Raw genomic sequence first — 7,133 nt, 5'->3', positions numbered from 1 at the left:
GGCCCAGCTCGACGAAGGCGCGGGTCAGCTCGGGATGGCGCTGCAGCGCCATCGACACCCCGAAGATGGTCAGCGGCAGGCCGCGCTGCTCGAACTCGCGCAGGATGCGCCAGACACCGGCGCGCGAACCGTATTCGTAGATGCTCTCCATGCTCATGTGGCGGTCGGGGTAGGCCGCCGCGCCGACGATCTCGGAGAGGAACTGCTCGGACGCCGCGTCGCCATGCAGCACGCAGTTCTCGCCGCCTTCCTCGTAATTGAGCACGAACTGCAGCGCCACGCGCGCGCCGCCCGGCCATTGGGCATGCGGCGGCTGGCTGCCGTAACCGATCAGATCGCGTGGATAGTTATGGTTTGTCATCAGGGTCACTCGGGTTGTCAAAACAGGCCGCACGGCATCGACCCGGCCCGCGCCGCCACCGAGGCGGCGACGCGGGCGATTGCACGGCTGGCCTTATTCCGTGCCGTGGGTATTGGCGGCCGCGTTGCGCATCGCTTCGTCGGCCGACTGCATGCCGTTGTAGAACAGGTTCAGCGCCACCGCGACCACGGTGCCCAGCACGATGCCGCTGTGCGTGATCGCATGGGTCCAGCTCGGCAGGTACTGGAAGAAGGTCGGTGACAGCGTCGGGATCATGCCGAAGCCGATCGAGATCGCGACGATGAACAGGTTGTGGCGGTTGCGGTTGAAATCGCACGAGCCCAGGATGCGGATGCCGGTCGCGGCCACCATGCCGAACATCACGATGCCGGCGCCGCCCAGCACGAACTGGGGCACCGAGGCAACCACGTGCGCCATCTTGGGGAACAGGCCGAAGGCGATCAGGATCAGGCCGCCCGCCGCCGCGACATAGCGCGAACGCACGCCGGTCACGGTGACGAGGCCCACATTCTGCGAGAACGAGGTGTACGGGAAGGTATTGAACACGCCGCCGATCACCGTGCCCAGGCCGTCGGCGCGCAGGCCGCGCGTCAGGTCGGCGTTGGACAGCCGCTTGCCGGTGATGTCCGCCAGTGCAAGGAACATGCCGGTCGATTCGACCAGCGTGATCACCATCACGATGCACATCGACAGGATCGCCGAGAAGTGGAAGGTCGGCATGCCGAAATGCAACGGCGTGATGACGGCCACATAGCTCGCCTCGTGCAGGCCTTCGAACGACACCTTGCCCATCGCCATCGCGATCAGCGTGCCGGCGATGATGCCGAGCAGCACCGCGCAGTTCGACACCAGGCCGCGGCCGTACTTGGTCAGCAGCAGGATGATGACCAGCACCGCCCCCGCGATGCCGAGGTTGGTCAGGTCGCCGTAGGCGAGGTTGGGCACTTCCTTGACCACGCCGTCGATCACCGCGCGGGTGGTGGGCTGGCCGCCGGCGGCCCAGTTGATGCCGACCCGCATCAGCGACACGCCGATCAGCGTGATCACCGTGCCGGTCACCACGGGCGGGAACAGCCCGAGCATGCGGCCCATCATCGGCGCGATCAGGATGCCGAACAGGCCGGAGGCAATCACCGCGCCGTAGATGCCCAGCAGTCCGATATTGGGATCGGTGCCGATCGCGATCATCGGCGCCACCGAGGCGAACGTCACACCCATCATCACCGGCAGCCGGATGCCGAATTTCCAGAAGCCGAACGCCTGGATCAGCGTGGCGATGCCGGCGGCGAACAGGTCGGCGTTGATCAGGAAGGCCAGCTGGTCCTTCGGCAGCTTCAGCGCGCCGCCGACGATCAGCGGCACCGCCACGGTGCCCGCGTACATCACCAGTACATGCTGCAGCCCGAGCGCGAGCAGCCGCCCCGAGGGCAGGCGCTCGTTGGTCAGGTCCGTGGGGACCGTGGTGCTTGCGCTTGTCATTGTGTTTGTCTCCTCTCCGATGGTTGGACGTTTGCTTGGCGTCCGCATGCCTTCTGGTGCGTCCGGCCAGATCGTTCGGAACGATCCGGGCCTGGGCCCGCTGCCGGCACCTGCGAGGGTGCGCGTGGCTGGGCGGGCTGCGAAAGCTGGGCGGGGCGCCGGCAGGGTGGAACAGCGGGCTAGGTGGAGCGTCCCAGCACGCTGCGAAGATCGAAGCTGCCCGGATCGTCGGGCTGTACGCGGTCGGCGCAGGCGCCGAGATGGTGCGCCATGCGCGATTGCGCCAGGGCGGCGTCGCCCTGTTCCAGCGCATCGAGAATGGCCTCGTGTTCGTCGAAGGAGCAGGCGTTGTTGCCCGGCGCCTCGACGCTGGCGATCATCAGCGTGGTGCGCGACACCAGGCGGCGCATCATCGTGACCAGCAGCGCGTTGCCGGACAGCTCGGCGAGCGCGGTATGGAATTCGGCCGACAGCCGGATCCACTTGGGCCGTTCGTTGTTCAGGAAGGCCTGCCGTTCCTGCTGGACCATCTGGCGCACCGGCGCGATCACGCTGCGGACATTGCGCTGCGCCGCGAGCTTTTCCAGCACCGCGCGCTCGAGCATCTGGCGCAGCTCGAACATGTCGTGCGCCTCGTCGGTGGAAGGGCTGGCGATGAAGGCGCCGCGATTCGGTTCGAGGTCCACCATGCCGTCGGCCGCGAGACGGGCCAGCACCTTGCGCACGGTGTGCCGCGCGGTGGCATAGATCTCGCAAAGCGAATGCTCGGTCAGCTTGGTGCGCGGCGGCAGCCGATGCTCCATGATCGCGTCGTAGATCTCGTGATACATGCGCTCCTCGACCGAACCCTTGCGCGGCTTCGTTTCGTTGGGCGCGGCGCCTTCATCGGCGCCGGCAATCAGCTTCAGAGTCTTGGACATCGTGGCACCCGCTGGTAGAGGGTTCGGCCGCGCCTCGTCCGAGGGCGCCGATCCAAAAATTGTTGACAATTATTTGGTTGTGCATTCAATATTGTCAACAAAACCGAACCAGGTTTTCGACAACTACGGGTAATCCCGCAGTTGTCATCCGGATTGGTGCAGCGCATTGTCGCCATGCACCAGTTCTGCGCCGGGATGCGTTGAAATGACGTACCGAGCGGGCACCATACCCACAAATGGTGCTAGTGAAGGCAGCGGCGCCTCTCACCACCCACGTGCTAAGGAACCAGACCATGGGACGCTTGACCACCCACGTTCTCGACACCGCCGCAGGCATTCCCGGCCAAGGCCTGTCGATTACCCTTTCCAAAATTGTTGACAATCGCCGCGAAACGCTGAAGACCGTTGTGACCAATCACGATGGCCGTTGCGATCAGCCGCTGCTCGAGGGCGCCGACTTTGCCGTCGGCGTCTACGAGCTGGAATTCGGTGCCGGGGATTATTTCCGCGCGCGCGGCGTGCAGTTGCCCGAGCCCGCCTTTCTCGACGTGGTGACGCTGCGTTTCGGCATTGCCGATACGAACGCGCATTACCACGTGCCGCTGCTGGTGTCGCCGTGGTCGTATTCGACCTACCGCGGCAGCTGATTCGCGCAGCGAGGGAAACAGGAGACAAGAGATGGAAGGCTACATTCTCGACTGGGCCAATCTGCTGCTGCGCTGGGCCCACGTGATTACCGCGATCGCGTGGATCGGCTCGTCGTTCTACTTCGTCTGGCTGGACAACAGCCTGCAAAAGCCGGTCGATCCCGATCTGGTGGACAAGGGCGTCGGCGGCGAGCTGTGGGCCGTGCACGGCGGCGGCTTCTACAACCCGCAGAAATACCTGACCGCACCGAAGAAGCTGCCAGAGAACCTGCACTGGTTCTATTGGGAGTCGTATTCGACCTGGATGACGGGCTTCGCGCTGCTGGTGGTGCTGTACCTGTTCAACGCCAGCACGTTCCTGATCGACAAGAACGTCTACGACATGTCGCCCGGCGCGGCGGTCGGCCTGGCGGTGGCGTACCTGCTGGTGGGCTGGGTGGTCTACGACTGCATCTGCCGCGTGTTCGGCAAGAACGATCGCGTGGTCGGCATCCTGGTGGCGCTGTACGTGGTGCTGGCCGCCTATGTGGCCTGCCATCTGTTCTCGGGCCGCGCCGCGTTCCTGCTGACCGGCGCGATGATCGCGACCATCATGAGCGCCAACGTGCTGGTGTGGATCATCCCGGGGCAGCGCAAGACCGTCGCGGCGATGCGCGAAGGCAAGCCGGTCGATCCGATCCACGGCAAGAACGCCAAGCAGCGCAGCGTGCATAACACCTATTTCACGCTGCCGGTGCTGTTCGCGATGCTGTCGAACCACTACAGCATGACCTACGCGCACAAGTACAACTGGGTCGTGCTGGTGCTGATCATGCTGGCCGGCGTGCTGATCCGCCAGTTCTTCATCCTGAAGCACAAGGGCAAGATCAATGTCCTGTGGCCTGCCGCCGGCGTTGCCGCGCTCGGCGTGGTCGCCGTGATGATCGCCCCGCAGCCGCGCCAGCCTGTGGCCGCGCAACCGGACGGCGCCACCGCGACCAAGGTCAGCTTCGCCAAGGTGCAGGAGATCATGAACGCGCGCTGCGTGCAGTGCCATGCCGAGGCGCCGAAGATGATGCCGACCGCGGCCAAGGGCATCAAGCTCGATACCGCCGACGAGATCAAGGCGCATGCCCAGCTGATCTATCAGCAGGCCGTGCAGCAGAAGGCGATGCCTCTGGGCAACGTCACGCAGATCACGGACGACGAGCGCGCGCTGCTGGGCCAGTGGTTCGAGTCCGGCGCCAACACGACGCAATAACCCACCGATCGGTGATCGACGGTCCGGTGGCCGCGCAGTCGGCGACCGCAGTACCGGACCGGCGAGGGTTTGAACGGGGCGAAAGCCCCGTTTTTTTATGGGCGGCTGCTTTTTGGGTGCGGCTGGTGGGCGTTCTAGCGCGCGATGTCCATCAACGCCACCACGCCCAGCGCGACGAACACCGCCGCGGCGATGCGGTGGACCAGCCGGATCGGCAGCCGGTGGGCGAAGCGTTCGCCGAGCAGCACGGCGGGCACGTTGGCCAGCATCATGCCGATCGTGGTGCCGGCGACCACGGCGAGGATATCGGTGCTGAAGCGGGCGGCGAGGGCGACGGTGGCGATCTGGGTCTTGTCGCCCATCTCGGCGAAGAAGAACACCACGACGGTCGCGCACAGCACGCCGAACGCGCCCTTGACTGCCTTGGGCTTTTCGGTCTCGTCGAGCTTGTCGGGGATCAGCATCCATGCGCCCATCGCGATGAAGCCCAGGCCGAGGATCCAGCGCAGCAGCGCCGGGCCGACCATTTGCGTGATCCAGCCGCCGAGCGCGCCGGCCAGGCCGTGATTGACCAGCGTCGCGATCAGGATGCCGAGGATGATGGGGATGGGCTTGCGGTAGCGCGCAGCGAGGATGAGCGAGAGCAGCTGGGTCTTGTCGCCCATTTCCGCGAGGGCGACGATACCGGTCGAGACGAGCAGGGATTCCATTCGTTGTTATCGGAGCAGCGGGCCGGACGCATCGCGAGATGCCAATGACGTGCGTTTTCCCCGGCCCAGCCGAAAAACGACGTCATCGGTCTCGCCAGGCCCTGGAACAGGCATTGCACCGTTCCGAAGCTGCGCACGCCATAACCGCAAGCGGTCAAGTCTGTTGACGTACGCCCCTGTCGCCAGGCTGGGTGCCGGGCGGCAGGGCGGCTACTCCCCAATGAGGAAGCGCGATTATAGCCAGTCTGCGAGGCGGTCGTCCATACCACGGCTAGCCTGTGACGCAGCGGATCGCGCCAGGATCTGGCGCAGACCGGCCTCGGACTGGGCACAGATCGCGCCCGGACCGCGCCCGGACCGCGCCCGGACCGCGCCAACACCGCGCCCGGGCCGCGCCAACACCGCGCCCACTACGCCGGCACCGCCGACGGCGCGGTGGTGCGGCGGCCGCGGAAATCGGTCCAGCACAGCGCCTCGAAGTCGTACAGCTTGCAGCGGCGCGCGGTATCGAAATACCAGCGCCACGAGAAGTTCTGCACCACGATGCGGCCGGGCAGCGCCTGTTCCAGCAGCGCCTGCGCGCGCTTGAGCCGGTACAGCGGCACGCTCATGTCGACGTGGTGGGCGGTGTGTTCCATGATGTGGTGCAGCAGCGCGCCGACGCCATGGCGAAAGCGCAGATGGACCGTGGTCGAGACAAAGGGCTGCGCGCGCGCCCACATCGCCTTGCTGTCGTACCAGGCCACGCTCTCATGGGTATGGTGGACATACAGCACGAAGCCGACGGTCGCGTTCCAGACCAGGAAGGGCACGGCGAAGCCGGCCACCAGCAGCAGCGCGACCGACTGCTGTGTCGCCAGCGCCAGCCAGACCAGCGCGCCGATCCACAGCGCCGCAAAGCCGGCCACCAGCAGGCAGTCCAACAGGAAGATCTTGCGGCGCGTCGCCATCTGGCGCCGGCTGGGGAAAAACAGCTTCAGCCACCAGATCTCGATCAGGTAATACAGCCCGGCACCCAGGCCGTTGCGGTACAGCCGTTCGAGCGCGCGCCGCCACCACGGCAGCGCCGCGTATTCCTGCATCGAATACGGGGCCCAGACGAAGTCGAAGCCCTTCAGGTTGGTATAGCCGTGATGGACGATGTTATGGCCGACCTCCCACAGGCTGTATGGCGTCAGCGACGGCAGGAAGGCGATCCGGCCCAGCCATTTGTTCAGGCCGCGGCGCGGCGTCAGGCTCTGGTGGCAGGCATCGTGCCCGAGGATGAACAGGCGCGCGATCAGCACGCCGGCCAGCACGCCGAGCCCGACCTTGGCGAGCCAGTGCGGGGCGACGACCAGCGCGGCGAGGGCGGCGATGAACAGCGTCGCGTCGAGCGCGAACAGCAGCAGCGCGCGCGGCGTGCTGCGCTCGGACAGCGGAATCAGCCAGCTGCGGATGATCTTGCGCGGCGGCAGCGGCGCGTCGGCAGACAGCGGCGCGGGCGGATGGCCGGAACCATCGGCATCGGCGGGCGGAACGGCCGAGTCCGCGGGAACAGCTGGGGCGGGGGAAACCGGTGAGACGGGTGAGACGGGTGCAACGGCTGAGGCGGGTGCAACGGCTGAGGCGGGTGCAACGGCTGAGGCGGGTGTGGTCATCTTGGCATCGGCATTGTCGAATGGCGCGGGCCAGCGTAATGCAGATCGATGACAACCGCCTTGACCGCGGTCAAGCCACGGCGCCGGACCGCCTGCGCGGCCTGTCCGGCGCCGT

The 7,133-nt window shown here is 66.2% G+C and carries 6 protein-coding genes, 1 pseudogene and 1 riboswitch; of the genes and pseudogenes, 2 read left to right on the top strand and 5 right to left on the bottom strand.

The features are described 5' to 3' along the window. From F1599_RS15230 to F1599_RS15220, 3 genes and pseudogenes are all read right to left on the bottom strand, one after another. A pseudogene (locus F1599_RS15230) lies at positions 1-361 on the bottom strand (allantoinase); the annotation flags it as partial. 93 nt (positions 362-454) lie between these two features. Next, positions 455-1,861 carry a nucleobase:cation symporter-2 family protein gene (locus F1599_RS15225; RefSeq protein ID WP_149319416.1) on the bottom strand — a complete coding sequence of 469 codons (1,407 nt, stop codon included), beginning with the start codon at positions 1,859-1,861 and terminating at the stop codon, positions 455-457. Between the two features lie 179 nt (positions 1,862-2,040). Further along, positions 2,041-2,781: a GntR family transcriptional regulator gene (locus F1599_RS15220; protein WP_006576976.1), complete on the bottom strand. Its 741-nt coding sequence runs from the start codon at positions 2,779-2,781 to the stop codon at positions 2,041-2,043. A 293-nt stretch (positions 2,782-3,074) separates the two neighbouring features. Between F1599_RS15220 and uraH the strand changes: the two genes are divergently transcribed. Next, positions 3,075-3,428 (top strand): hydroxyisourate hydrolase, encoded by a 354-nt coding sequence (uraH, locus tag F1599_RS15215; protein WP_149319441.1) that lies wholly within the window; start codon positions 3,075-3,077, stop codon positions 3,426-3,428. A gap of 31 nt (positions 3,429-3,459) precedes the next feature. Then, positions 3,460-4,668 carry a urate hydroxylase PuuD gene (locus F1599_RS15210; protein ID WP_149319415.1) on the top strand — a complete coding sequence of 403 codons (1,209 nt, stop codon included), beginning with the start codon at positions 3,460-3,462 and terminating at the stop codon, positions 4,666-4,668. 134 nt (positions 4,669-4,802) lie between these two features. On the opposite strand, the gene F1599_RS15205 is transcribed toward F1599_RS15210, so the two are convergent. Together F1599_RS15205 and F1599_RS15200 are read right to left on the bottom strand one after the other, a co-directional pair. Next, the gene (locus F1599_RS15205; RefSeq protein WP_150083629.1) at positions 4,803-5,378 is read right to left on the bottom strand and encodes a TMEM165/GDT1 family protein; all 576 of its coding nucleotides are present in this window, start codon (positions 5,376-5,378) and stop codon (positions 4,803-4,805) included. 49 nt (positions 5,379-5,427) lie between these two features. Further along, a riboswitch (yybP-ykoY riboswitch) is annotated at positions 5,428-5,609 on the bottom strand. Between the two features lie 179 nt (positions 5,610-5,788). Then, the gene (locus F1599_RS15200; RefSeq protein WP_150083627.1) at positions 5,789-7,018 is read right to left on the bottom strand and encodes a fatty acid desaturase; all 1,230 of its coding nucleotides are present in this window, start codon (positions 7,016-7,018) and stop codon (positions 5,789-5,791) included. Positions 7,019-7,133: the final 115 nt, after the last annotated feature.

The sequence above is a fragment of the Cupriavidus cauae genome, from assembly GCF_008632125.1.
GTDB lineage: Bacteria > Pseudomonadota > Gammaproteobacteria > Burkholderiales > Burkholderiaceae > Cupriavidus > Cupriavidus cauae.
This window is presented reverse-complemented; position numbering and strand designations above follow the sequence as displayed.

Bases quoted from the DNA above. Each gene is read 5' to 3' on its own strand.
- F1599_RS15225 (WP_149319416.1), bottom strand. From the start codon at position 1,861: ATGACAAGCGCAAGCACCACGGTCCCCACGGACCTGACCAACGAGCGC.
- F1599_RS15220 (WP_006576976.1), bottom strand. From the start codon at position 2,781: ATGTCCAAGACTCTGAAGCTGATTGCCGGCGCCGATGAAGGCGCCGCG.
- uraH (WP_149319441.1), top strand. From the start codon at position 3,075: ATGGGACGCTTGACCACCCACGTTCTCGACACCGCCGCAGGCATTCCC.
- F1599_RS15210 (WP_149319415.1), top strand. From the start codon at position 3,460: ATGGAAGGCTACATTCTCGACTGGGCCAATCTGCTGCTGCGCTGGGCC.
- F1599_RS15205 (WP_150083629.1), bottom strand. From the start codon at position 5,378: ATGGAATCCCTGCTCGTCTCGACCGGTATCGTCGCCCTCGCGGAAATG.
- F1599_RS15200 (WP_150083627.1), bottom strand. From the start codon at position 7,018: ATGACCACACCCGCCTCAGCCGTTGCACCCGCCTCAGCCGTTGCACCC.